Raw genomic sequence first — 22,308 nt, 5'->3', positions numbered from 1 at the left:
CCATTTGGCGACCGCAGTGTGAGCCATTTCCACCTTCTGAAGGCGGCGTGCCACTATCGCGGGCCCACCTCACAGCGATAGGGTTCACAACGTGAGTCCACGCAAGCCTTCGAGTGGAAAGAAAGAATCTGCGGCCAACCGATCGCAGCGGGCCGAGAGCCAGCGGCGTGCGCCCATCAGTGGCGTGCGCCGCGACGGTGTTGCACTTGCCCTGCTTGCGCTGGCGATCATTGTGGCGCTGCGAGAGTGGTTCCAGCTCTCTGGCATTCTCGGTGCTGCCATCCACCATGCGACGGCGGGCCTACTGGGCTGGGTCGCCGTCCTCGTGCCGGTGCTGTTACTGTGGCTCGCGGTTCAGTTCTTCCGTAAGTCTCCCGAAGGTGCCAACCGCAGAGTTGCGATTGGCATCGCCCTTATCGTCGTATCAACCACCGGGATTCTGCATGTCGTGTTGGGTACTCCCAGTCCACTGACAGACTTCGACGGCGTCGAGCGCGCGGGTGGGCTGCTCGGATGGGCCGTTGGCGGTGCATTGACAACACTGCTATCTGCATACGGTGCCATTCCGGTTCTGGTTCTGCTGCTCGTCTTCGCCGTGATCTACATGACCAATACAACGCTTGGCGAGTTGTTCGGCCGGTTGTTCGGGAATCGTCGTCGGTCCGACGCCGGCGAGGCCCCGGCACGGGAGCCCAAGGCGAACCGCGGCACCTCGGCGTCGGTTCCCTATGAACAAGCACATGAGGTCGACGGCACCAGTTCCTCCACTCGGTTGCTGCCGCGGCGGCGTCGTTCGCAGCAGCCTGCAGCCACGGAAGTACTGGATACGCCGCCGCCTGACTCTCCCGAGCAGACCCCGCCGGAGGCATCCCGGCCACGCGGCAAGGGCAAGCTTCACGGTAAACAGGGTGGCGGCCTATCGGCTACGGGCACCGCGGCGCTCACACCGCCCACCGTGTCACATGCGGACGGTGACCAGGCGGAGCGGCAGCACGAAGCGACGCGGCCCATCGTGATTGGTTCGCAAGCCGCTTTGCGCGCGAAGGCCGCCGATTCCCTCCCGGCACCGGAGATCGCTCCGGGGGCGGTCAGCGGCCAGCAGCTGGCCTTAGATCCCTCGGTGGTGTACCGCTTGCCGGAGATGGCCGATCTCAAGCAGGGGGCACCGCACAAGGAACGCACTTCCGCGAACGAGAAGGTGGTAGCCCAGCTTTCGCAGGTATTCACCGATTTCAGTATCGACGCACAGGTCGTCGGCTTCTCCCGTGGACCCACGGTCACCCAGTACGAGGTCGAACTTGGCCCGGGAGTCAAGGTCGAGCGCATCACAGCACTGTCGAAGAACATTGCCTACGCCGTCGCCTCGGCCGATGTGCGTATACTCTCGCCGATTCCTGGAAAGTCCGCCATTGGTATTGAGATTCCGAACACGGATCGTGAGACGGTGCTGTTGGGTGACGTTCTCCGTTCGCCCGTGGCGCAGAAGGCATCCCACCCGCTGACAGTGGGTGTTGGAAAGAACGTGCAGGGCCAATTCGTGGTCGCGAACCTGGCCAAGATGCCGCATCTGCTGGTAGCGGGCGCAACCGGTGCCGGCAAGTCCTCCTTCATTAATTCGATGATCACGTCAATTATGATGCGTGCCACCCCCGACCAGGTGCGTATGATTCTTGTTGATCCGAAGCGGGTGGAACTGACCATCTATGCCGGGATTCCGCATCTCATCACTCCGATTATCACGAATCCGAAGAAGGCGGCGGAGGCGCTCGAATGGGTCGTGAAGGAGATGGATGCGCGCTATGACGACATGGCGGCATACCACGTCAAGAACATCAATGACTTCAACGCGGGTGTACGCGACGGAAGCATCACCGCACATGACCCGCATCGCACTCTTGCCCCCTACCCGTATCTGCTCGTAGTGGTGGACGAGTTGGCGGACTTGATGATGGTGGCACCGCGCGATGTGGAAGCATCCATTCAACGCATCACCCAGCTTGCACGCGCCGCCGGTATCCACCTTGTGCTCGCCACCCAGCGGCCGTCCGTAGACGTGGTGACGGGTCTGATCAAGGCGAATATCCCTTCCCGTCTGGCCTTCATGACATCGTCGCTGGCCGACTCTCGGACGATTCTTGACATGTCCGGCGCAGAAAAGCTGATTGGGCAGGGTGACGCGCTCTTCATGCCCGCCGGGGCCTCAAAACCGATTCGCTTGCAGGGCGCCTGGGTGGATGAGGACGAAATAGAGAAGGTCGTGCGGCATGTCAAAGCGCAGCTCTCGCCCCACTACCGCGACGACTTCGAGCAGGTGCAGGAGCAGAAGAAGCAGCGTGAGGAGATCGGCGAAGACCTTGAGGTATTACTGCAGGCAGCGGAGTTGGTGGTTACAACCCAGTTCGGTTCGACATCCATGTTGCAGCGCAAGCTGCGTATCGGTTTCGCTAAAGCTGGCCGAATGATGGACCTGCTGGAGCAATACGAAATTGTGGGGCCGTCGGAAGGATCGAAGGCGCGCCAGGTGCTTGTGAGCCCGGAGCAACTGGAGGACTGTCTGGCGATGCTGCGTGGCGAGGATGTGTCAATCCATGACAATGCGGCTTCTGGAGAGGACTCCTCCGATGAGACTACCGCGGACTACCAGGATGACTATGCGGATGCGTATACCGATTCGCACGACGGCGACGGCCACGTCGGCCCGGACGCGGACACTGCCGGGCGGACTCAGGTGCTGCCCACTTCCGACGGGCACGACGGTGCTGGTCGAATGTATGACCGGTACGCGGGTGATCCGGCCGCCCCAACGGAGCCCATAGCGCAAAACTGGTACGACGAGGACGATCCTGAAGGAGAATCCGGAGAAGACGCCTGGCAACTCACCGGACGTTAGGAGCAGGCTGTAAGGTGGAAGAGTGAACAAAACCCAGGGCGAGCCGGGCAGTGAATCGGCACCGCTGCTCAATATAGCCAACGTCTTGACCGTCATTCGGCTTTTGCTGGTGCCGGTGTTTGTTGCCGTGTATTGGGTGGCGACGCCGGGGCACGCGTGGGCGGCATGGGCCGTATTTGCCGTTGCTGCTGTAACGGATAAATTGGATGGTCATCTGGCACGCTCGCGTGGGCTCGTGACCAATTTTGGTAAACTCGCAGACTCCATTGCGGATAAGGCGTTGGTGGCTTCCGCTCTGATCATGTTGTCGTGGCACGGCATGTTGTGGTGGTGGGTCGCCATCGTAATGATTGGTCGGGAACTCGGCATCACCGCCATGCGCATGGCGATGGTGAAACGGGAAGTGATGGCCGCCGGACGCGGGGGAAAGATCAAGATGGTCTTCCAATCCTTTGGAATTGCCGGTCTGCTTATCCCATGGAGATCGTTTCTTCCCCACATCCTTGGCGAGGCCTTGGTATGGGCTTCCTATGCCTTGCTGGCGGTGGCGCTGTACTTCTCCATTGTCTCGGCGATCCAATATATTCGGGATGCGCAACGGATCTCACGCCAGGCGGGTTCCTCGCCTCGAACGGAGAGTTGAGGCGCATGGCACTGCCGGAGGCAACGGATACAGTTCGCGCCGTCGTCGAGGAGTTGGAGCGGCGGAATCTTTCGTTGGCTTGCGCGGAATCACTCACCGGTGGCGCTCTGATGGCGACTTTTGTTGCTGTGCCCGGTGTTTCTGCTGTGCTGCGAGGGGGAGTGACAACCTATGCGACGGATACAAAGGCGAGCGTTCTGGGTGTATCCACGAGCAGGTTGGAAGAGACCGGACCGGTTGACCGTGAGGTTGCGCTGCAAATGGCGCGTGGGGCGTGTCGTTTGCTGACGGCGGATGTTGCCTTGGCAACGACGGGCGTGGCCGGGCCGGGACCCGCCGAGGGGCATGAGGCCGGAACGGTGTGGGTTGCTTGTGTGGGTGGCCTGGGCGAGGAGGCCGAATTGCTGCATGTGCTGGGAGCTCGCGCAGAAGTACGGCAGGCCGCGATTGACGCAGCGGTGCGGATCCTTGCCCGCCGCCTGACTCTTGGCGCCTGAAGGGCCGTCTCGGCTGCGGATTGGCGGAGCCACGCTGTTTACGCCAGTGGTGAGATTCTGATTACCCTCGCGCTTCTTCCCAGAATCCCTCCAGGCTGGGCTGATAGAAATTATCACTGGCAGAAAGCGACTGAGTTGAGTCGTAGTGACTCAGCTTTCGGAGATAAGTTAAGATGCCGGGAACATAACAGAACCCGGCCGCGTTGTAGAAAGTGATGACCATGGAGCTACGTACCGGCGTAAACCGGAAAAATGACGGCCCAACACGCATTGCGCCTGAGGCTGCCACGCATGTTCCTGCGGGGCAAGCGCTGCTGCGGCGCGAATTGGGTGAGGTGCTGCGCGCATACCGTCAACGGCAGGGCCGCACCTTGCGCGAGGTTTCCTCGGACGCTCGCGTTTCGCTTGGATACCTTTCGGAAGTGGAACGCGGTCAGAAGGAAGCTTCTTCTGAGTTGCTCGCATCTATCTGCCGAGCGCTCAATGTGCCACTGAGCCATGTACTGCGGTTGGTGGCTGATCGGATTGATTTGTCTGAGGGCCGTGTGCCCCCGCATATGCGTATTCCCGATGAAGTGCCGGACGAACTCGTCCGCGCGGAGTTGGCGAAACGATAGTGCGCGAGTCGGAGTTTTGGACCGCGGTTGACTGGACCTTTCCAGGCGGCCGCGGTCGTTCGTTGATGCAAGATCTTGTCCTGTCTTCACTAGACGGTCGCAGCCCTTTGCAGGCCATTGACGCCGGTGTCAATCCGCAACGGGTATGGAATGAACTATGCACGGCCATGGACCTACCCGATTCATATCGCTTTATCCATCGTGTGAAGCCTGAGGATCGCGACGATCTGACGCACTGAGAGGAGCCTCGTGCGCTGAAGTCGGAGGTGGGCAACACGCCTCCCGACGTGTCGCTTTCGAACGTCTGTTCGCTGTAGCATTATCAACAGGTCGCCAGAGGTGAGACCTGTCCACAGTACATGGTTCACACCCTGAAATATGTCGGAGGTCGGGCATAGCGTGATCTCGGAAGGTTCCTCGGTGAGGGGAGCGCCGTGTGAAGACCTGTTCTGTCCAGCGCCGCGGCGAGCGGCATGAGTAAAGGAATAACGATGGCAGCAGCCAAGACTGAAGATCGTAGTAAGGCACTCGATGCCGCATTGGCACAGATTGACCGCCAGTTCGGCAAGGGCTCCGTCATGCGATTGGGAGATCGCGTGCAGACACGCGTACAGGTGATCCCCACTGGTTCCATCGCGCTTGACATCGCGCTTGGCATTGGTGGGCTTCCGCGCGGGCGTATTGTCGAAGTATATGGACCGGAGTCGTCGGGTAAGACCACCGTTGCCCTGCATGCGGTGGCTAACGCGCAAAAGGCCGGTGGCATCGCGGCCTTTATCGATGCGGAGCACGCCCTTGACCCGGAATATGCCAAGAAGTTGGGTGTGGATACGGATGCGTTGATCGTGTCGCAGCCGGATACCGGCGAGCAGGCCTTGGAAATTATGGACATGCTCATTCGTTCCGGCGCGCTGGATATTATCGTCATTGACTCGGTTGCGGCGCTGGTCCCGAAGGCGGAAATTGAAGGCGAGATGGGGGATTCGCACGTCGGTCTACAGGCGCGATTGATGAGTCAGGCACTGCGTAAGATCACCGGAGCATTGTCAGCCTCGGGTACCACCGCGATTTTCATCAACCAGCTTCGTGAGAAGATCGGCGTTTTCTTCGGTAATCCGGAGACCACAACAGGTGGCAAGGCTCTCAAATTTTACGCGTCGGTGCGCCTGGATGTGCGGCGGGGCGAGTCTCTGAAGGATAGCGGTGACGCTGTCGGCAATCGCACCCGGGTCAAGGTGGTCAAGAACAAGATGGCCCCGCCTTTTAAGCAGGCGGAGTTTGACATCCTTTACGGGCAGGGAATCTCGCGCGAAGGCGGTGTCATCGATATGGGGGCTGACCTGGGAGTGGTACGCAAGTCTGGTGCGTGGTACACCTACGAGGGTGATCAACTCGGACAGGGCAAGGAAAAGGTTCGTCAGTTCCTCAAGGACAATCCGGAGATGACTGATGAGATCGAGCGCAAGATCCTTATCAAGGTTGGCGTTATTCCGGATCCCGATGCTGCGCCAGAGGGTGGAGAAAGCGTTCTCGCAGATCAAGGGGCGGGTGAACCCGCAATGGTTGATTTCTAATGGTGGAGTCCACCCGACGTGCCAATTGGAAGAACGGCACGTCGAGCCGTAGTGGCGCGGAGCCTTGTAAACACGCCAACGGGCGCTGTACAGCGGCGCAGCCGCAACCCGACCTCCAAACGGGAGGCGAGGTAGAGGCGGAAACGCGTGAAGAGGAGAGATCGCGGGCGCATGCCATCGTCATGCGGCAGCTGGCAATGATGGATCGGTCACGTGCGCAACTAGCGGATGCATTGCGTCGGCGCGATGTGCAAGAGCAAATTGCCGAGGAGACTCTCGATCAGTTTGAGAGTATCGGACTGATCGACGACGCCCATTTCGCCCAGGTGCTCACGCGGAGCCGGTTTGCGGCTCGCGGGGCCTCCCGGCGTGCCATCCGGGAGGAACTCCGCCGCAAGGGTGTTGACGGCGACTTGGCCGAACGTGCCCTCAGCGCCATCGGTGAAGAAGATGAGGACGCGGCAGCGGTCGAACTGGCGTTGCGTAAACTGCGCGTCGGCACCGGTAATCCCCAGACCTTACGTCGGCGCGTATACGCCGCACTGGCACGGCGTGGTTTTTCTGCCGAGCAGTGCACGAATGCCTTACGGAAGGCGGAGGCGAGGCTCGCAAGTGCGGGCGACTCTGCCTGCGAGGACGGACTCGGCTAAACTTATTCGCGATGTCTGCACAACTTCCGCGTACCTACGCCATCCGCACCCTCGGATGCCAGATGAATGTCCATGACTCGGAACGTCTGGCCGGGCTTCTAGACTCGGCCGGCTATGTTCCGGTTTCCCTGGTCCCAGAGAAGGCTGCACGAGCAACCGACGCCGGCGACGAGGGCGCCGACGTCGTCGTTATCAACACGTGCTCGGTCCGGGAGAATGCGGCGACAAAGCTGTTCGGCAATCTTGGCCAACTGGCGGCTGTGAAGCGAGAGCGCCCCGATATGCAGATTGCGGTAGGAGGATGCCTGGCCCAGCAAATGCGGGGTAAGATCGTCGACCGCGCGCCCTGGGTGGATGCGGTACTCGGAACACATAATCTTGACGTGCTTCCTGCGCTGCTTGATCGGGCACGGCACAACAAAGAGGCCGCGGTGGAGATCGAGGAGTCACTGAAGGTTTTTCCCTCCACTTTGCCGTCCCATCGAGAATCGGCGTACGCGGCGTGGGTGTCGATCTCGGTCGGTTGCAACAACACCTGCACCTTTTGCATCGTCCCGCACTTGCGCGGAAAAGAGCGGGATCGGCGGCCCGCGGAGATTCTCTCCGAGGTGGAGGCGGTAGTTGCCGAGGGCGCCATTGAGGTTACGCTGCTCGGTCAGAACGTCAACTCGTATGGCGTTGGGTTCGGAGACCGGCACGCGTTCGCGGGTCTGTTACGCGCATGCGGCAGTATCGAGGGTCTGGAGAGGGTACGTTTCACATCTCCGCACCCGGCGGCTTTCACCGACGACGTCATTGCCGCCATGGCGCAGACGCCTAATGTCATGCCGTCGCTCCATATGCCGCTACAGTCGGGGTCGGACCGTATCCTGCGGCTGATGCGGCGTTCCTACCGTTCCGCCAAGTTCCTCGGCATACTCGACCGTGTGCGGGAGGCAATCCCGCAAGCCGCGATTACAACCGATATTATCGTCGGTTTTCCCGGCGAGACGGATGGTGATTTTCAGAGGACCCTTGAAGTGGTCGAGCAGTCGCGGTTCTCTTCCGCCTTCACCTTCGTGTACTCTCCGCGCCCGGGAACACCCGCGGCGGATATGAACGACCAAGTTCCAGCCGATGTTGTTGCGGATCGGTATCGGCGTCTCATTGAACTGCAGGAACGAATCTCGACGGAGGAGAACGAGAAACTGGAGGGGCACGTCGTCGATGTTCTTGTGTCGCATGGTGAGGGGCGCAAAGACGGCGCCACCGCACGCGTCTCGGGCCGTGCGGCTGATAATCGACTCGTGCACGTTGCTCTTCCGACGGCGCTGGCGCAACCGCCCCGACCGGGCGACATGATTCGCGCCGAGGTGACTCATGGTGCACCGCATCATCTGGTTGCGGACTCGGCACTGAGCGGAGGCTTGTTCGAGATTCGACGTACCCGTGCCGGTGATGCGTGGGAGCAACGGGAACGCCTCACCGCGCGCTTGACCGCCGAGGCGGAGGGCCGCGCGCCGGTCACAATCGGAATGCCGAGCCTGCGTGTGGGCGCAGGGTCGGCCTAAGGCGGGTAGGCGATGATTATCGCCCTGGTCGGGCCCACCGCAACCGGGAAGACTGCCCTGTCTCTCGAAGTGGCCGAGTTGCTCGGAGGTCCGAGTGGGGTTGAGATCATCTCGGCGGATGCCATGCAGCTGTACCGCGGCATGGATATTGGCACGGCCAAGTTGCCCGCTTCGCAGCGGCGAGGGATCGTTCACCATCAGCTCGATGTACTCGACATCAACGAAGCCGCTAGTGTAGCCGCCTACCAACGCAGTGCCCGCGCCGACCTGCAAGGCATCGTCTCTCGCGGCAAGATCCCGATTGTCGTGGGAGGCTCAGGCCTTTATGTGGCGGGCCTGCTTGATAAGCTCGAGTTTCCCGGGCACGATCCACATATTCGTGCGGCTCTGGAGGAGACTGTTCGACGCGAAGGATTGCAACCACTGTTGATGGAACTCGAGGAGAAAGACCCGGCGGCTTACGCTGCCGTGGACCACCGCAATCCCCGGCGTGTCATTCGCGCCGTGGAGGTTGTTCGCCTCGCGGGCCGCTATTCTCCGCGCTTCCCGCGGCACACCGCGCATTTTCCCGATATTCATTCCTTCTACGTGAGCCGTGCCGCCGACGTGCTGGCCGACAGCATTGCACGCCGCGCGGAGGCGATGATGACGGGAGGTCTGCTGGAGGAGACTGCCGCTCTGCTTGACGAAGGCTTACGCGAGAGTCCGACGGCAGGCAGCGCGACTGGGTACAGGCAGGCAATCTCCGTGTTGGACGGCCTGCTGAGCACAGAGGACGCCGTGGTTGAAATCGCGCAGGCGACCCGGCGGCTTGCGAAGAAGCAGCGGACGTGGTTCGGCGCTGATCCACGGCTGCGCCACCTGGACCTCACCGACACCTCGATAAACGATGCCGCTCGGCATGTGGTGGAGGCGGCCGGGAAATGAGGGCGAGGAAGTGGACGCGCCGACCGAGTACGACGACGGGGGAGGAGGCACGCGCGGATTCCTTAAATCCGATTTGTCCAGTTCGCGTGGATCCAGCTGCAGTGCTGTCTTTTCCCCATCGCGATTTTCCTCGGTCTGGCCCTCTCCATGCTGGTGTGGGGCAGATATGACCTGCCGCTGACACGCTATGACGCCATGCTGATCTACGTCATCGTGCTCCAGATCCTATTGGTACGGGTACGATTCGAGACATGGCGGGAACTGCTGGTAATCTGCGCATTCCACGTGCTCGGCCTGGCACTCGAAATCTTCAAGGTGAGTATTGGCTCCTGGAACTATCCCGATGCCGGTCTTATTCGGTTGGCCGACGTACCGGTATTCTCCGGATTCATGTACGCCTCGGTCGGATCATATATTTGCCAGGCCTTCCGCAGGTTCGATTTGCGGGTGACTAGATTTCGTTGGCTGCCGGTAAGCCTCCTCGCGGTGGCTGCCTACGCGAACTTCTTCACTCATCACCACATCCGGGACTCGTGTTGGCTGATCGCTATCGGCTTCTTCATCGCGTTGTGGAAAAGCACGATCCACTTCACAGTTGGAGAAGACCGATACTGGATGCCAGCCGCGCTGGCCTTTTTGCTCATCGGCGTCTTCCTGTGGTTTGCCGAGAATGCCGCCACCTTCCTCAACGCGTGGCGTTATCCGAATCAGAGCGCAACTTGGGAGATGGTGCATGTGGGCAAGCTCGGTGGTTGGGCGCTGCTGATCACACGTAGTTTCGTCCTGGTTGCAGCGGTGAAAGCGAAGGAGGGCGCGTTGTACGGCGACGCCGCCGTTCTTCGGGTCACTCGCTCGCAGTAGAGCCAATGGGGCGAGGACATAGCCAATGGAGCCGGTCTAGGTGATGGCGCAAGTGCCGTCGGGGCTGCACGGTTCGGCCCTAGAGTTGCGGTCTGACCTCGAAGACCCGATATCCCTTGGCGGATCCGAGTCTCTTGCAGGTAAATCCCTGTTCATGCAGCCATTTCTGGAGGGAATCCGCACCGAGGTTGCGCTGCACAACGAGGTAGGCAACACCATCGTCGGCAAGTAATGAGAGCCAGGTGGTGAGCAGCTTGTGCAATTCCTGCTTGCCAATCCGCACCGGCGGATTGGACCACAGCAGGGCGATCCGCCTGTCAGCCAGCCGCTCCAAGGCTGCCTGCGGGTCAAGAACAGTGCCGTGCATCCCGGCGCGCTGTAAGTTCTCTTCGGTGAGTTTCCGTGCACGCTCGTTAACGTCGACTGCCCACACCTGAGCATTCGGAGCCGCGTCGCACAGTGCGAGAGTCATCGGTCCCCACCCGCAGCCCAGGTCAAGAGCTACTGAACCATCTGGAATATCTGGGTTCGGTACTTTCGCCAGGAAGACCGCCGTTCCGCGATCCACTTTGTCGTGCGCGAAGACGCCGTTCGCCGTGAGGACCGAATAGTCTTTGCCGCGTAGGCGGACAGTGCGCTCCACGCGGGGAGAGTCGTCCGACTGGTGCTCCGAGAAATAATGCGGGGTAGTCACCCCTTAAGAGTAGCGCCTGCCGACGCCAGTGGCGGCTTTGGCTCCCGGCCCGGGGGCGGTTGCTGGCTCGGCAGCCCTTGCGTGTATCAGTGACGGGCCGATCACCCTATGTTTACCGGAGCAGTGCATGTCACTTCACCGTGTGCTGCCCTCCGTGGGATCATAGAGGAAAACGTGAGGAGCACATGAGCGAGGACTACACACAACCTGTGACAAAGCGAGGTTCACATACGGGCAGCCTTTTCAATCTGGTGACACCTGATGTGCGGACGGTATCGCAGGAGTTGCCGTCGCCGAACAGCCTTGATATCCACTCGCGCCGGGGGACCGTACTGCAGGCCGATCCGGCATACAACGCCCATAGCGGTGACGAGTTCGCCAGGGAGGAACGCTCCTCGCTGCGGCGCGTTGGCGCGCTTGAGGTTGGTGTCGAGCGTGAAGAAGGCGTCGATATCGAGTACCGGCAAGTTCGTCTGGAACGGGTGGTGCTCGTCGGGTTGTGGCAGTCAGGCGAACTGCGGCAGGCAGAAGAGTCTCTTCGTGAGCTGGCAGCGCTCGCGGAGACGGCCGGTTCCGAGGTGCTCGATGGTTTGATCCAGCGTCGCAGCCTGCCCGATCCGGCAACCTACCTCGGCCAGGGCAAAGCGCGTGAATTGGCGGATCTGGTGGCAGTGCGGGAAGCCGACACGGTGATTGTCGACTCAGAGCTCGCTCCATCGCAACGGCGCGCTTTAGAAGATATCGTTGCCGTTAAGGTTATCGACCGTACCGCATTGATCTTGGATATTTTCGCCCGGCATGCGAAGTCGAAAGAGGGAAAGGCGCAGGTCGAGCTTGCGCAACTGGAGTACCTCTTACCACGCTTACGCGGGTGGGGTGAATCTATGTCGCGCCAGGCCGGTGGTCGAGTAGCCGCCGGCGCGGGTATCGGTTCGCGCGGACCGGGTGAGACGCAGATCGAGCTTGATCGACGGCGTATCCGTACCCGTATGGCGAAGCTCCGCCGCGAAATTAAACGAATGGCGCCGGGGCGCGGCCAACGCCGTGCGGAGAGAAGACGCACAGGCATTCCGTCCGTCGTCGTCGTGGGATATACCAACGCGGGGAAATCCTCGCTTCTGAATAGACTCACCGGAGCAGGCGTGCTGGTTGAAAACGCGCTCTTCGCCACCTTGGATCCGACCGTGCGACAAGCCACGACGCCTTCCGGGCGCGCTTTCACCATCACGGATACGGTGGGATTTGTTCGTCATCTCCCCACGCAGCTAGTGGAGGCCTTCCGCTCCACCCTGGAAGAGGCGGGGACGGCAAACGTGTTGCTCCACGTCATCGATTCTTCGCATGCCGATCCGGTAGGGCAAATGCAAGCAGTTCACCAGGTGCTGGCCGATGTGCCCGGCGCCGCAAACGCACGCGAACTCATTGTGTTGTCAAAAAGCGATCTTGCCGATCCGGTGGATCTGACCGCGCTGCGCGGCCGATTCCCCGAAGCGGTGACGGTGTCCTGCCTGACCGGCGAGGGAATCGACGAGCTGTTGGAGAAGCTCGACGAAGCCCTACCGTGCCCCAATGTCGAAGTCACCGCTGTTGTGCCCTATAGCCGTGGCGATCTTGTTTCACGCATCCACGAGGAGGGCGAGATACTTGCGCCAGTGGAATATCGCAACGATGGAACCCGGGTCCGTGCGCGCGTGCCGGAGGACCTGGCAGGCGCCTTGCGTGGAGCGGGCTCACTCGAGGAAGAAAGACTTCTCGGCTCCGGAGCAGCGCTGTGAAAAGTGCGGCTGTCGAAGACGAGACGGCGCCCACGGATCGCGAAGCTGTTGACGAGATCCTCGAAGTGGTGATCTCCGCCATGGCCGGTGCGCGGCGCGAGGGCCAAGTGACAATGTCCCATCGGGTGCGGCAGGCTCTTGAAGGCAGTGAACACCTTCTGGTGCAGGCTGGCACCGGTACGGGCAAGTCAATCGGGTATCTGGTGCCAGTGATGGAGTGGGTGGCCCGTACGGGTATGCGGGCCGTTATCTCGACCGCAACGCTGACCTTGCAACGGCAGATTGTCACCCAGGACGCGCCTAGGGTAGCGCGAGCAGTGCGTGAAGTGACCGGCCGCGAACCGACGGTCGCACTGTTGAAGGGGTGGAACAACTATGTTTGCCTGCGCAAGGTCACCGGTGGCTATCCCGAGGAGGACGCGCTTCTTTCACGCGCTGCCGCAGAGTTCGGGGCGAGCGCTACCGGCGAGGAAGTGGTAAGACTACGTGAATGGGCAATGTCCACGGATACGGGCGACCGCGATGACTTGGTTCCCGGCGTGTCGGAACGAGCCTGGCGGCAGGTGTCATTGGCCAAACCGGAGTGCCTGGGTACGTCGTGCCCTTTGCGGGAATCGTGTTTCCCCGTTCTTGCCCGAGACGCCGCTGCCGAGGCCGATATTGTGGTGACCAATCACTCCATGCTCGGTGTTGAGAGCGCCGGTACTCCAGTGCTGCCTGGCGGTGCTGACGCCTTCGTCGTCGATGAGGCGCATGAGTTGGTGAACCGTGTGACGGAACAGCTGGCCGCGTCGCTGTCTCGCGTGGAGATTGCGGCCACCGCTCGGTTGCTGCGCCGGGAGCAGATAATGGTTCTGGATCTCGAACGGGCGGGTGAGGCGCTGGGGAGTGTTCTCGATGCACTTCCGGAAGATCGGCTGGTGGAAATGCCCGCCGAGCTGACCGACTCATTGCTCGCCCTACTCGGATGCTTACAGCAGGCATTGGACGATGTGGCCGCTCTACCCGGCAAGGAAGAGGCGGATGCCGCGGCGAAGAAGGTTGCTCGTAATCGTGTGCAGTCCGTGGTGGATGTGATCGAACTGCTCCTGTCCGATGGGGTGCAGGCAGGCTCCTTCGTTCCCTGGGTTTCACGTGATGGTGAGGACCGCTCATATCTGCACGTTGCGCCGCTGGATGTTTCCGCGTCATTGGCAGACATCCTGTTCGAGGACAAGCCGGTTATTCTGACCTCCGCCACCTTGGAGATCGGTGGCAGTTTCACTCACATCGCACGCCAGACCGGTTTTCTGTACCCGAGTCAAGGCCCGTGGGAGGGAATCGATGTTGGTTCCCCATTCGATCATGCACGGCAGGGAATTCTCTACGTCGCCTCGCACCTGCCGGCTCCCGGCCGTGAGGGGTACGGGGATGAGCAACTCGATGAACTGGTAGATCTTGTGCGCGCCTCGGCGGGTGGTGCGCTTTGTCTGTTCACATCGCGGCGCGCGGCGGAGGCTGCAGCCGACTACGCGCGGGAGAAGCTTGAAACGCCGGTTCTTGTGCAAGGCGAGGACCAACTTCCGACGCTGATCAGTCGGTTCGCCGACGACGACGCGGCCAGCCTGTTCGGCACGCTTTCTCTGTGGCAGGGCGTCGACGTGCCAGGGCGGACATGCCGCCTTGTTATCATTGATCGGATTCCCTTCCCGCGCCCCAATGACCCGCTAATGCAGGCCCGTACGCAGGCGGTGAACGCCTCCGGCGGCAACGGCTTCATGCAGGTGGCGGCAGCGCAGGCCGCATTGCTATTGGCGCAGGGCGTCGGTCGCCTGCTGCGCACAGTGGATGATCGCGGTGTTGTTGCTATTCTTGATTCTCGGTTGAGAACAGCTCGCTATGGGCAATTTCTCGCGGCTTCCCTGCCGCGCCTGTGGCCCACGAGTGATAGCGATACCGTCCGCGCTGCGCTGACACGCCTAGCCGACCCGGAATAGGTCCTATCGCGCGGGCGGAACGTTTTCATATGATGGTGACGCATCGAAAATAGATGAGTCGAAACAAAAGAGGAGGAACCGTGTCGGAGAACCATGCTGCAGAACCTGCGCTGATTCCGGAGTCGGAGGAGGACCTGGCTGCGGGCAACACCACAACTGCTTTCCCCAGCCCCGACGCCTCAAAGATCGCAGTTATCGGCGCGGGGGCGGTAGGCTCCGCGATTACGTATGCCTCGGTGATCCAGGGCGTCGCACGCCATTACGTCATGTACGACATTGCCGGCGAAAAGGCCCGCGCCGAGGCTCTTGATATTGCACAGGGTGTGCAGTTCGCACCTGTGGCGACCGTTGAGGGTTCCAGTGATGTGGAAATTGTGCGTGACGCCGATGTCGTGGTTATCACTTCGGGTGCCAAGCAGAAGCCGGGCCAGTCTCGCCTGGAGCTCGCTGGGGCCACGATCGACATTATGAAGTCGGTGGTCCCGCAGGTGGTGGAGCAGGCTCCTAACGCGATTTTCCTTATGGTGGCCAACCCCGTCGATGTGGTCACCTACGCCGGGTGGAAGCTGTCGGGGCTGCCGGCGGAGCGCTTCTTCGGCTCCGGCACAGTTCTTGATTCATCGCGTTTGCGCTATCTCATCGCGCGTGCATGCGGTGTCGCTCCGCAGAATGTGCATGCCTATATCGCCGGTGAGCACGGTGATTCCGAGATTCCGCTGTGGTCATCCGCCACCGTTGGGGCGGTGCCACTACTTCAGTGGGGTACAACGGCTGATGGGCAGACTCTGGATGAAAGCGTGCGTGATCGGATTCATCAGGACGTCGTGCGCTCCGCTTACGAGATCATCGAGGGCAAGGGGGCCACGAATTACGCCATCGGGCTGTCGGTTGCTTCGATCCTTGCCACGATTATGCGTGATGAGCATCGCGTGTTGCCGGTGAGTTCGTACTTGGAGGACTGGCTGGGTATCTCCGATGTTTGCATGTCCGTGCCGTGTATCGTTGGGCGCTCCGGTGTTGGACAGCGGTTGATTCCGGTTGTCACGCCTCGCGAGTACGAAGGATTGCGTAAATCTGCACGGTCCATTCGTGAGGTTGCGGCGAAGTTCGGCTTCTAGTTCCCTCGGCCTGGAGACCGGGAGTGAGCATTCGAAGGGGCGGCGGCAACAGTCATGTTGCTGCCGCCCCTTTGCCGTCGCGAGTAGCGGTTCTTGCGGGCTCCCTGCCCGCGCTGGACCGCAACTGTTCGGTGGCGATGCACGCGACACCGGCCAAGCGCGGCGCTTTGGCGACCGTATGCGGCTGACGCCCGGCTGTACTCGATGAGCGGTACCGGATGTTCGGTGGTACCGGGTACTTCAGCGGTATCAGAGTGCCCGGATCACAGTGACGACGCGTCCGAGGATCTCAGCGTCGTCGGCCGGGATAGGAGCGAAGGCCGTGTTGCACGGTAGCAGCGTGACGTGTCCATTTCTCCGGTCAAGCACTTTCACCGTCGCTTCATCATCCAGTAAGGCCGCGACGATTTCTCCGTTCTCAGCCACCGGCTGACGCCGAACCACCACCCAGTCGCCGTCGCATATCGCCGCCTCGATCATGGAGTCACCTTTAACCTTGAGGGTGAACAGCTCTCCCTCACCCGTGAGGCGGCGGGGCAGTGTGAAGACGTCCTCAATCATCTGATCCGCGAGAATTGGGTTACCGGCGGCGATACGACCAACGACCGGTACCTGAACGGGCGGCTCAACGGTGACAATCTCGTCACCGTTCTGGAACGTCACCTGCGAGGCCTGCTGAGCCTGCGCCACGGACGGTGCGGAGTCCGAATTATCGCGGGACTTGCGACGCCCATATTCCATCCCCTTCTCCGTCAAAACGATGGCGCGCGGACTGTGGGAGTCGCGGCGAATGTATCCGAGCCGAACAAGGGAGTCTAGCTGGTACTTGACTGACGACGTGGAGTTGAGACCCACCGACTCACAGATCTCGCGCACGGTTGGGGGATAGTGGTATTTGAGGATGCCGACGCGTACGCACTTGAGCACCGCCGCCTGGCGCTCGGTTAGCTTGGACGCCGTTGCCACGGTTACCTCCCAATTGGGCCTCATTTCGTGTCGGAGGCTCCTGATTGACTATGAACATCAGCGTAATTGGTCACTGTCTAATACTCAAACAAATGTTCGTACGGCATGTCGAACAGGTGTTCTGGACATTCTCCACTGTGCGCTGTATAGTTCAAACAAGCGTTCGACGAACACATGTTCGATGAACGATAGCTACTAACGCTTCAAGCGGGAGCGGCGACACGAAGGGAAGATTGTTATGAGTGCAGTTGCTGTGAGCGCTATCGAGGCCGCGCAGGCAAAGACCAGTGCATCGGTGAACCTTACGGGAAGAAAGCGCAGGCCGCTCCGAGCGGTGCCTACTGCAGCCAGTCCGCTTGAGAGCGACCGCAACGAGGCACAGCAGGCGATACCGAGTAGGCTGGACGCGGATTGGCGTTCTGAGTACCCGACGCTGGCACGACGTCGGCCGACGGTGCGCGTCGCGCAAATGGAGGAAGCTTGGACCGCGGCTATGAGGCCGTCATCTGTGCGGGCCTCCGAGGGGCGCGGCCGTGCCGCACCTGTCACAGCGGTTGGTGCGAATTCACGGGTAAGGCATGCCCATAGCGTCAATGTGGCTCATATGATTCTTGCTCTGCGGCTAGCATTTGGTGCTCTAGCCGCGGCAGCGCTTGTTGTGCTTGGGCTGGGAATTGGTTCTCTTTTCGTTCCTGCGCCGGGTGATAGCGTGGTTGTGCAGTCTGGTGACACGCTCTGGTCCATCGCCGCCACGCTCCCTGACGCTCCAGACACGGCAACTGCGGTAGCAGATATCAAGGCACAGAACGGGCTGACAAGCGATGCTATCGCGGTGGGGCAGGTATTGGAATTGCCGCGATACTAGGCGCAACATCGGGGCTGGTGTCGCGTTAGCGGGGTTTCGGTATCAGTGGCGCGATGAAGGCGGTGGCGCGATGAAATGAACTCGTGGCAATCGGTAACCAGACTGCAATGCGAAGGTATCAAAGAGGATTGCGCCAACGAGCGCCGCTAGCATGCAGCGTTCAGATACGTCGCGCAGATACTTTGCGCCTCCTCGATGACAGTAGTTTCCGGCTTCCCAGTCGCAGCACTGGACGAACGTCGAGTATTGACAGGTACATCGAGTGCTGGCACTGAAGTGCTCGACGCTCCATCTGGGTGACGCTGTGCGCCCCACTCATACCGAGCGCTGAGACGTGGAGGTTGAAGTGGAGTGTTTGCGGCAAGCCGTCTACACGATCTACGGTAATGGAATGCACTGTCCATTCTGCCGCCACACGGATTCACGGGTGATTGATTCCCGTACCAGCGACGACGGTCAATCGATTCGACGTCGTCGCGAATGTCCCAACTGCAAACGCCGCTTTACCACCGTGGAGAGCGCGAGCCTAACCGTTGTGAAACGCTCAGGTGCGACGGAGCCTTTTTCACGCGACAAGATCATTGCTGGTGTTGGCAAAGCCTGCCAGGGTAGACCGGTGGGCGAGGACGACCTCGCCCTACTCGCGCAGCAAGTGGAGGAGAAAGTGCGCAGTTCTGGCAGTTCACAGATCGAAGCGCACGAAATCGGCCTGGCGATCCTCGAGCCGTTGCGTAAGCTGGACACGGTGGCCTATCTGCGCTTTGCTTCCGTGTACTCGAACTTCGACAGTCTGGACGACTTTGCGTCTGCAATTGCGGAGCTCCGGGCAGAGAACGAAGATCGTAGCGCCGACGCGTAAAGGAAAGCCGAGAGCTCTCGCGCGGTAAGCGCGATGAGAGGGCGAAGATGCACGCGATAAACGGCGCAATGTGCACCTCCACCGCGCATTCTTCACCACGTCACATGAGGTGCGGATCGTCGCCAGCTGGGTTTCCTTCCCCGGCGTCTTGCGCCGCCTGAGCGTTCGCCGCGTCAGCATCTGCTACGGCCACGTTCGTGGCGTGCCGAGCGTTGCCACCTGCGTCGCTTGGTGTGGGCTCCGCTTGACCTACGCCGTCGTCGGCGAGGGGATCTTTCTGAGCCATATCGCGTTGTGTCGGCGGTCCGGCGAGTTTCTCCTGGATTGCTTCGCTTGATGACTTCAACGCCCCGGACACCGCTGCGCCGGAGCGCGAGAGCCAAGCGGAGAACCCCTCCCTGCTCAAGCCTTCCTTCTGCAGACGAGCACGGAGTTCTTCAGGAGTGACGCCCTTTTCCGCGAACCACTCGCGCACCTGTTCCGTTGAATGCTCAGATGTACTTGAGAGCCACTCCTGGACCTGTTCCTTCGTTGCACTGAATTGCTCTTGCAACGAGCCAAGCCACGTCTCGAAACGATCAGAGGCGTTCTCGCCCAGGGCGCCGGCCTTGCGGATCCACTGCCCGGACTTCAACTCGAAATTGTTCAGCTCTTCCCGAACAGCTCGCCGCATCACCTTACCAATCTGCGAGCGAGGCAGTTCATCAACGACGGCTATCGATTTTGGTATCGCATAGTGCGATAGTTTGTCCTGTGTCCACCGTCGCACCGAGTCGAGATCAACCATGGCGCCGGGTTCGAGCACAAGCGCTGCTACAACGGACTCTCCATGTGCGTCCTCGGGCATGCCGACAACTGCGACATCGCGAACCCCGGGCATATTGCGGATGGCGTCCTCTACCTGGGACGGGTAAATGTTGAAGCCGCCGTTAATGATGAGTTCCTTGCGGCGGTCCGCCATGACGAGGAAACCATCATCCCAACGTGCTAGATCGCCGGTACGTAGCCAGCCGTTCCACAGGACCGCGTCGGTCTCTTCCGGCATCCCAAGGTAACCCGCGAATACCTGCGGGCCTCGCACAAGCACTTCGCCGATGTCATCGGCGTCCTGACTGGGATCTTCTGGATCCGCGACGCGGATTTCGGTGGAAGGGAAAGGAAGTCCGAGAGTCGAGGGCCGCCTCTCCGGGGTCACAGGCGAGCCAGCGATAATAGGCGAGGCTTCCGTCATTCCGTAGCCCTCAATGATGTAACCCCCGGTGCCCTCTTCCCAGCGCGCCGCGAGTGCGGGATCCAATGCCATCGCTCCCGAGAATGCGAAACGGATCGAGCTGAGATCGACACTCTCACCCGATTCGCGTTGCCGGTCGGCCTCGTCCAGGACACGCTGAAACATGGGAGCAACACCGGGGAACAGCGTGATCGGATGTCGCTTTTGGCCGGCAAGCAGGGATGACACGTTGAAATTGGGCAGTAGCACAAGGGTGCCCGCCTGGCGGATGCAGATACCCAGGCATGTGCTCAGACCGAAGGCGTGGAAGAAGGGCAGAACAGCGGCGAAGACTTCCGTTCCATAACCCATCGTATGGACCCATTCGATCGTCTGTACCATATTGGAGACGACATTGCGGTGCGTCAGTTGCACGGCCTTCGGCACGCCGGTTGTGCCACCAGTGTGTAGAAGCACGGCGATGTCATCAAGTTCAGGCGGCTGCATCTCCATGCCTTTGGGCAATGAAGGTGCCTTTTTGACGATGCGGTCAAATGAAAGTACGCCGTGGGGAACTGTTCCTCGCAGTTTGGCACGCTGCTCCCTGGCGGAAGAGACGGGAAGGCGCAGTAGCATACGTGAAACATGAGGGAGTTCGCGCGACAGATCAACAGCAAGGTACGTGCGCCCGTGGAAGTCGCCGTCGGATACGAGCTTTTCCAGTGTCTGCTCCCATGCGATGACGACCACGGCGCCGTGCCGATCAAGTTGTTCGTGGAGTTCATTGGCCGGGGCAAGCGGATTATGTTCAGCGACGGTGGCGCCGAGCGCAAGTGCAGCGTAGAAGGCGACGACATGCTGCGGGCAGTTCGGCATGATGAGGGCGACGACGTCACCATTGCGAACACCGCAGCGATAGAGGGCAGAGGTTGCTTTGCGGACCTGGTGGTCCAACTCGCGATAGGTAATAGTGCGCCCGAGGAAATCGATAGCCACACGATTTGGGAAGTCAGCAGCGGCGTGAGGGAGCTGCTGATCGAGCGTTTGTGTGACGGGTTCTATCTCAGCGGGAACTCCGGGGGCGTAGTGGGGGCGGGCTGGAACAGTCGCGTCCATTGTGCGTCCTCTCGGTCATAAACAGGTGCCGAAGGAATTCTATGTTGCCCTGCCCAGCAATCACACACTTTCCACCTTGATTTCTGCCGCATTTCGCCACGAGCGCCATGAGGATCGCGAGACAAGGAGGGAGTTCATAGGCGTGGCGAGTGTGGGAATGCGTGGCGAGTGCAGGAAAGCCGCGTGCGGGTGGTTCCATGTGCGTCAGCAGGAGGACAGTGACACGTAAGAAACCGCATCCTGTCAGTGACGGACTGCTCGATACCGAGCACTGCGGGAAGAGTACGGCTTGGTTTCCTCTTTCGCATCATCGGTGGCGGGTTGCATCACCGGACTTGTTGCGTTGTCCGGCTCCTCTTCCGCATCCTCGGTGGACGAGAGGGATCTTGTAACGCGGACGGTCAGCAGAATTACTCCGCCGAGGGCTAGCCCTGCAAGGAGCGCAAGCAGGACCCACCGCGTGCCTGCGTCCTCGTTGGAGACGCCTAGCTGAGCAGCGATCCTCCTGTTCTCGATATAAGCGCGTTGCTGTACCTCCGAATACAGTGAGCGAGTCGAGTCATTAGCGTCGCCCGGAAACGGTGCGTTATTGAACCAGGCGTGGTAATCGTTGATCCGTTGTTCGTCCATGTTGTCGTAGTCCACTATCTTCCCGTCTCAAATGAAGGAAGCGTCGGATGCTTGGACGTCGGCTAATTGCTCGGGCTGGGTGTTGGCCCACTCGGCATAGGCAGCCGCATTGAGGGTGGAAAGTCTGCTGTTGAGCTTACTGAGGTCAGGGGCGGTAATGCTTCAGGTGGTGGCGTGGTTAAGTGTGACGAAGAGGGGGACGTAGCGCATGACTGTGTTCTCGACGTTGGTTTCTGTTTGTCCGTCCATCGCTCGATGTAAGTGTCAAGCCCCGGGTTTTGTGGAGGCTGTTTTATCTGGCGCCGGCGGTTGCCGGCTGGGGTTGGTTGATGGTGTTGGTGTCTTCTTGTGGTGGTGGGGTGTAGGCCTGCTCGTGCTTGATCGGAGTGTGCATGTCGATGGCGCAGTGAGGACGGGTTGTGTTGTACCAGTGCACCCACTGGGCGGTAGCGAACTCGACATCATCAATACCCTGCCAGGGGCCGTGGGAGTCGAGGTAGTGGTGGTTACGGATAAGTTCAGCCTTGTACAGGGAATTCAGGGCCTCGGCCAACGCGTTATCGTAGGAGTCGCCCTTCGACCCCACAGAGGCCACAGCATCGGCCTCGGACAGGGCCTGCCCGTAACGGATTGCCCGGTACTGCACACCCCGGCCGCGTGTGATGAATCAGCCCCTTCAGGTCCGCGCCCTCGCGCCTGCGCTGCCAGATCCCCATCTTCAGAGCGTCCAGGGCCAGGTCAGTGTACGGGCTCGTGGAGGTCTGCCAGCCGATGATCCGACGCGAGTAGACGTCAGCGGGCGAAGGCCACATAGACCCAGTCGGACAGGGTTCGTACGTAGGTGATGTCCGCCACCCACAACTCGTTCGGCCTGAACGCGCTAAAGTGCC

The 22,308-nt window shown here is 60.6% G+C and carries 19 protein-coding genes and 1 pseudogene; 15 read left to right on the top strand and 5 right to left on the bottom strand.

From position 1 onward, the window contains the following. Positions 1-91: 91 nt before the first annotated feature. The 10 genes from EKN07_RS11420 to EKN07_RS11375 all read left to right on the top strand — a co-directional run bounded on the left by EKN07_RS11420 (position 92) and on the right by EKN07_RS11375 (position 10,209). Complete coding sequence (locus tag EKN07_RS11420; protein WP_126146445.1) at positions 92-2,890, top strand: DNA translocase FtsK; 2,799 nt, start codon at positions 92-94, stop codon at positions 2,888-2,890. Between the two features lie 22 nt (positions 2,891-2,912). After that, positions 2,913-3,533, top strand: a complete 621-nt coding sequence (gene pgsA / locus EKN07_RS11415) for a CDP-diacylglycerol--glycerol-3-phosphate 3-phosphatidyltransferase (RefSeq protein WP_108715853.1) — start codon at positions 2,913-2,915, stop codon at positions 3,531-3,533. A gap of 5 nt (positions 3,534-3,538) precedes the next feature. Next, complete coding sequence (locus EKN07_RS11410) at positions 3,539-4,030, top strand: CinA family protein (protein WP_108715852.1); 492 nt, start codon at positions 3,539-3,541, stop codon at positions 4,028-4,030. A gap of 215 nt (positions 4,031-4,245) precedes the next feature. Next, positions 4,246-4,647, top strand: coding sequence for a helix-turn-helix transcriptional regulator (locus tag EKN07_RS11405; RefSeq protein ID WP_126146444.1), 402 nt, complete (start codon positions 4,246-4,248; stop codon positions 4,645-4,647). After that, entirely contained in the window at positions 4,647-4,886 is a 240-nt protein-coding gene (locus EKN07_RS11400; RefSeq protein ID WP_108715850.1) for a DUF3046 domain-containing protein, read from the top strand. The genes EKN07_RS11405 and EKN07_RS11400 overlap by 1 nt, the downstream gene beginning before the upstream one ends. A gap of 252 nt (positions 4,887-5,138) precedes the next feature. Next, the gene (gene recA, locus EKN07_RS11395; RefSeq protein ID WP_126146443.1) at positions 5,139-6,221 is read left to right on the top strand and encodes a recombinase RecA; all 1,083 of its coding nucleotides are present in this window, start codon (positions 5,139-5,141) and stop codon (positions 6,219-6,221) included. Further along, positions 6,221-6,871 carry a regulatory protein RecX gene (locus EKN07_RS11390; protein ID WP_108715849.1) on the top strand — a complete coding sequence of 217 codons (651 nt, stop codon included), beginning with the start codon at positions 6,221-6,223 and terminating at the stop codon, positions 6,869-6,871. Before recA ends, EKN07_RS11390 begins: the two co-directional genes overlap by 1 nt. 11 nt (positions 6,872-6,882) lie before the next feature. Continuing rightward, positions 6,883-8,421, top strand: coding sequence for a tRNA (N6-isopentenyl adenosine(37)-C2)-methylthiotransferase MiaB (gene miaB / locus EKN07_RS11385; RefSeq protein WP_108715848.1), 1,539 nt, complete (start codon positions 6,883-6,885; stop codon positions 8,419-8,421). Positions 8,422-8,433: 12 nt separating this feature from the next. Continuing rightward, positions 8,434-9,348 (top strand): tRNA (adenosine(37)-N6)-dimethylallyltransferase MiaA, encoded by a 915-nt coding sequence (miaA, locus tag EKN07_RS11380; protein WP_108715847.1) that lies wholly within the window; start codon positions 8,434-8,436, stop codon positions 9,346-9,348. Positions 9,349-9,414: 66 nt separating this feature from the next. Next, positions 9,415-10,209, top strand: a complete 795-nt coding sequence (locus EKN07_RS11375) for a DUF817 domain-containing protein (protein ID WP_108715846.1) — start codon at positions 9,415-9,417, stop codon at positions 10,207-10,209. 79 nt (positions 10,210-10,288) lie between these two features. On the opposite strand, the gene EKN07_RS11370 is transcribed toward EKN07_RS11375, so the two are convergent. After that, positions 10,289-10,903 (bottom strand): methyltransferase, encoded by a 615-nt coding sequence (locus tag EKN07_RS11370; RefSeq protein ID WP_108715845.1) that lies wholly within the window; start codon positions 10,901-10,903, stop codon positions 10,289-10,291. A 185-nt stretch (positions 10,904-11,088) separates the two neighbouring features. Between EKN07_RS11370 and hflX the strand changes: the two genes are divergently transcribed. The 3 genes from hflX (at position 11,089) to EKN07_RS11355 (ending at position 15,772) form a co-directional block, all read left to right on the top strand. After that, the gene (gene hflX, locus EKN07_RS11365) at positions 11,089-12,678 is read left to right on the top strand and encodes a GTPase HflX (protein ID WP_108715844.1); all 1,590 of its coding nucleotides are present in this window, start codon (positions 11,089-11,091) and stop codon (positions 12,676-12,678) included. Further along, on the top strand, positions 12,675-14,654 hold the full coding sequence (locus EKN07_RS11360) for an ATP-dependent DNA helicase (protein WP_346426202.1): 1,980 nt from the start codon (positions 12,675-12,677) through the stop codon (positions 14,652-14,654). Before hflX ends, EKN07_RS11360 begins: the two co-directional genes overlap by 4 nt. A gap of 134 nt (positions 14,655-14,788) precedes the next feature. Beyond that, positions 14,789-15,772 (top strand): L-lactate dehydrogenase, encoded by a 984-nt coding sequence (locus EKN07_RS11355; protein ID WP_241228194.1) that lies wholly within the window; start codon positions 14,789-14,791, stop codon positions 15,770-15,772. Between the two features lie 249 nt (positions 15,773-16,021). Here EKN07_RS11355 and lexA read toward each other — a convergent pair whose 3' ends face one another. Beyond that, positions 16,022-16,762: a transcriptional repressor LexA gene (gene lexA / locus EKN07_RS11350; protein ID WP_108715843.1), complete on the bottom strand. Its 741-nt coding sequence runs from the start codon at positions 16,760-16,762 to the stop codon at positions 16,022-16,024. A gap of 214 nt (positions 16,763-16,976) precedes the next feature. Between lexA and EKN07_RS11345 the strand changes: the two genes are divergently transcribed. Both EKN07_RS11345 and nrdR read left to right on the top strand, forming a co-directional pair. Next, complete coding sequence (locus tag EKN07_RS11345; RefSeq protein WP_108715842.1) at positions 16,977-17,603, top strand: LysM peptidoglycan-binding domain-containing protein; 627 nt, start codon at positions 16,977-16,979, stop codon at positions 17,601-17,603. 391 nt (positions 17,604-17,994) lie between these two features. Continuing rightward, positions 17,995-18,462: a transcriptional regulator NrdR gene (gene nrdR / locus EKN07_RS11340; RefSeq protein WP_108716688.1), complete on the top strand. Its 468-nt coding sequence runs from the start codon at positions 17,995-17,997 to the stop codon at positions 18,460-18,462. A 100-nt stretch (positions 18,463-18,562) separates the two neighbouring features. On the opposite strand, the gene EKN07_RS11335 is transcribed toward nrdR, so the two are convergent. The 3 genes and pseudogenes from EKN07_RS11335 to EKN07_RS13065 form a co-directional block, all read right to left on the bottom strand. Beyond that, positions 18,563-20,788: an AMP-binding protein gene (locus EKN07_RS11335; RefSeq protein ID WP_108715841.1), complete on the bottom strand. Its 2,226-nt coding sequence runs from the start codon at positions 20,786-20,788 to the stop codon at positions 18,563-18,565. Between the two features lie 243 nt (positions 20,789-21,031). Next, on the bottom strand, positions 21,032-21,433 hold the full coding sequence (locus EKN07_RS11330; protein WP_108715839.1) for a hypothetical protein: 402 nt from the start codon (positions 21,431-21,433) through the stop codon (positions 21,032-21,034). A 277-nt stretch (positions 21,434-21,710) separates the two neighbouring features. Then, positions 21,711-22,308, bottom strand: a pseudogene (locus EKN07_RS13065) (IS3 family transposase); the annotation flags it as partial.

Source organism: Actinobaculum sp. 352, assembly GCF_003957265.1.
GTDB lineage: Bacteria > Actinomycetota > Actinomycetes > Actinomycetales > Actinomycetaceae > Asp313.
This window is presented reverse-complemented; position numbering and strand designations above follow the sequence as displayed.

Bases quoted from the DNA above. Each gene is read 5' to 3' on its own strand.
- recA (WP_126146443.1), top strand. From the start codon at position 5,139: ATGGCAGCAGCCAAGACTGAAGATCGTAGTAAGGCACTCGATGCCGCA.
- miaA (WP_108715847.1), top strand. From the start codon at position 8,434: ATGATTATCGCCCTGGTCGGGCCCACCGCAACCGGGAAGACTGCCCTG.
- EKN07_RS11410 (WP_108715852.1), top strand. From the start codon at position 3,539: ATGGCACTGCCGGAGGCAACGGATACAGTTCGCGCCGTCGTCGAGGAG.
- EKN07_RS11335 (WP_108715841.1), bottom strand. From the start codon at position 20,788: ATGGACGCGACTGTTCCAGCCCGCCCCCACTACGCCCCCGGAGTTCCC.
- lexA (WP_108715843.1), bottom strand. From the start codon at position 16,762: ATGAGGCCCAATTGGGAGGTAACCGTGGCAACGGCGTCCAAGCTAACC.
- miaB (WP_108715848.1), top strand. From the start codon at position 6,883: ATGTCTGCACAACTTCCGCGTACCTACGCCATCCGCACCCTCGGATGC.
- EKN07_RS11345 (WP_108715842.1), top strand. From the start codon at position 16,977: ATGAGTGCAGTTGCTGTGAGCGCTATCGAGGCCGCGCAGGCAAAGACC.
- hflX (WP_108715844.1), top strand. From the start codon at position 11,089: ATGAGCGAGGACTACACACAACCTGTGACAAAGCGAGGTTCACATACG.
- nrdR (WP_108716688.1), top strand. From the start codon at position 17,995: ATGCACTGTCCATTCTGCCGCCACACGGATTCACGGGTGATTGATTCC.
- EKN07_RS11390 (WP_108715849.1), top strand. From the start codon at position 6,221: ATGGTGGAGTCCACCCGACGTGCCAATTGGAAGAACGGCACGTCGAGC.
- EKN07_RS11405 (WP_126146444.1), top strand. From the start codon at position 4,246: ATGACCATGGAGCTACGTACCGGCGTAAACCGGAAAAATGACGGCCCA.